This window comes from Sagittula sp. NFXS13, assembly GCF_040148795.1.
GTDB classification, from domain to species: domain Bacteria; phylum Pseudomonadota; class Alphaproteobacteria; order Rhodobacterales; family Rhodobacteraceae; genus Sagittula; species Sagittula marina.
In genome coordinates this window covers 1-2,507 of sequence record NZ_JAGEMH010000041.1, presented here as the reverse complement: position 1 = coordinate 2,507, position 2,507 = coordinate 1, and the positions used below count along the sequence as shown (strand labels likewise).

The following is a 2,507-nucleotide window of genomic DNA, read 5'->3' as shown; positions in this document are numbered from 1 at the left end:
TGTCAACGGCGGCGCAAAAGCCTGCCAGCGGGGCGGAGCAAAAGTAGGCCAGTTTGGTGCGTGCGCCTTGGGGCGTGATGCCCTCAAATAGCAAGCACGTTCCAAGGCGCATTGGCCGTCAGGCCAATTCTTTCGGGACTACTGTTTGCAGGATTTTGTGCGCGAACGGCTTTGGTTAAGGCGGTAGCTTTCACCGTTCATTTCCAGGATGTTGACGTGGTGGGTCAGCCGGTCCAGTAGCGCACCGGTCAGGCGTTCTGTGCCGAAGGTTTCGGTCCATTCTTCGAACGGCAGATTGCTAGTGATCAGGGTTGAGCCGCGCTCATAGCGCTGCGAGATTAGCTCGAACAGTAGTTCTGCGCCGGTCTTGCTGAGTGGCACAAAACCCAACTCGTCGATGATCAGCAGCTTCACCTTGGCCAGTTGCCGCTGCAATCGCAGCAGGCGCTTCTCGTCTCTGGCTTCCATCAGTTCATTGACCAATGCTGCCGCTGTTACAAAGGCCACCGGCAGCCCCTTTTGACAAGCCGCCAGACCCAGCCCGAGGGCGACATGGGTCTTGCCAGTGCCTGAAGGGCCAAGCGCGATGACGTTCTCCTGGCGCTCGATCCATTCACAGCGGGCCAGCTCCAGCACCATCATCTTGTTCAGCGCGGGGATCGCTTTGAAGTCAAAGCTATCGAGGCTTTTGACGGCCGGGAACTTCGCCGACTTGATCCGGCGCTCCACCATGCGCCGCTCGCGATCAATCAGTTCCAGCTCCGTCAGCCGCGCCAGATAACGGACATGATCAACGCCCTCGACGGCACAGATACGTGCTTGCTTGTCATGTTCGCGCAGGAAGGTGGGAAGGCGCAGGGTTTTGAGATGATGGGCTAACAACAGTTCTGGTGCGTCAGTCATGCTTCACCACCTGCCAGCAGGCTCATGTAGGACGCCGCAGATGTCGTGGCGATGTTCGTTCTGGGCAGGAACGGGTAAACATCCAGGTCCAGTCGCGGCGGTCGTCTCTCGACCCGGCAAAGCAACAGGTGTTTGATCGCATCAAAGCTGACGGCCCTCATCTGTAGTGCGTCTTTGACTGCCAAGTGCAAAACCTCCAGTTCAAAGCGCTCCAGTAGCCGCAGCACCTGAACATATTCCCGCTTTCCGGCTTTGCCCTGCCGCGCTTCCAATAAGCGTTGGAGGGCTTTGAACGCGTCAGGCAAGTCCCAACCTTGCAATGGCGCTGCCTGATCGAAGGACATGATCTTGCGTTCGATGAGAGGCAGGTAATGGATCGGATCAAACACCATGTCGCCCGTCTCGTAAGAGCGCGGATGTTCAGCGATAACCTCGGCTGCGCAGCCAATCACCACACATTGCACGAAGCCTTTTATCCAAACCTCCCGGTGGCCATAGGCAACCGGCACGGAGTAATCGTTGCCACGGTAGCGTACTTGGGATGTTGAGGTGACCTGGCCACTCTGCAGATCACAAGCTTCAAAGGGCGCGGCAGGCAATGGACGCATCGCCGCCAGATCAGCGCCCAGCCGTTCACCGATACTGATCTTGTGACCACGCAGGATGTTGGCCTGCCGTTTGTAGCATTGTTCTTCAAGGTAATCGTTGAACGCATCCCAGTTGGCAAAGCGCGGTATCGGCACCATGAAGTTGCGTCGTCCGTAACCGACAAGGCCTTCGACCTTGCCTTTATCATTGCCCTTTCCAGGGCGACCGTAACGGTCCCCTATCACATAATGCGAGAGCATCGCGCTGAATCGCTGGGTTCGCTTGCGGGTGCCATCCGGCATGATCTTGGCCACAAGGCAGCGGTCATTGTCGTACAGAATGGAACGCGGGACTGCTCCGAAGAAAGCGAAGGCATGAACATGTCCATCCAACCAGGCTTCGGTATTCGCCGCTGGATAGGCGCGAATGTAGCACGCATCGCTGTGCGGCAAATAAAAGGCAAAGAAGTACGCCTTCTGTTCGATCCCACCGATCACAACCAGCGCTTCGCCAAAGTCCGCTTGCCCATGCCCAGGGGGATGGCTCAGCGGAACAAACATCTCCTGTGATCCGCGCTTACTGGCACGCACATAGTCTTTGACGATGGTGTAACCGCCATCAAATCGGCATTCATCGCGCAGCCGTTCAAATATCTTCTTGGCTGTATGGCGTTGCTTGCGCGGGCGAGTCTTGTCTTCTGCCAACCAGCTATCGACCTGGGCCACGTAAGGATCAAGCTTAGGGCGCTTAATCGGTGCTATCCGCCGATAACCTGGCGGCTCAGAATATGCCAACATCTTCGAAACACTGTCCCGGCTGATCCCAAAATCCCGAGCTATCTGACGCCCGCTCAAGCCTTCCTCAAAGTGAGCGTGACGAACCTTCAAATACAAATCCACGGTGAAAATCCCCAAGCCCTCCCATCGAATGAAAGGGCAAAAGTGGCCGACTTTTACGCCGCCCGCGACCGCACTGTGCCGCCGCTACCGTGGCCCAGTATTGCTCCGCCGTTCACA

General features: G+C 57.0%; 2 protein-coding genes. Both read right to left on the bottom strand.

Translation table 11 applies throughout. The features are described from left to right. Positions 1-138 precede the first annotated feature (138 nt). Positions 139-903: an IS21-like element helper ATPase IstB gene (gene istB, locus J4E08_RS24365; protein WP_349540718.1), complete on the bottom strand. Its 765-nt coding sequence runs from the start codon at positions 901-903 to the stop codon at positions 139-141. Then, a complete protein-coding gene (gene istA / locus J4E08_RS24360; protein WP_502949320.1) occupies positions 900-2,399 on the bottom strand; it encodes an IS21 family transposase in 1,500 nt (499 codons plus the stop codon). Before istA ends, istB begins: the two co-directional genes overlap by 4 nt. Positions 2,400-2,507 lie beyond the last annotated feature (108 nt).

Coding starts and splice junctions, on each gene's coding strand:
- istB (WP_349540718.1), bottom strand. CDS start 903: ATGACTGACGCACCAGAACTGTTGTTAGCCCATCATCTCAAAACCCTG.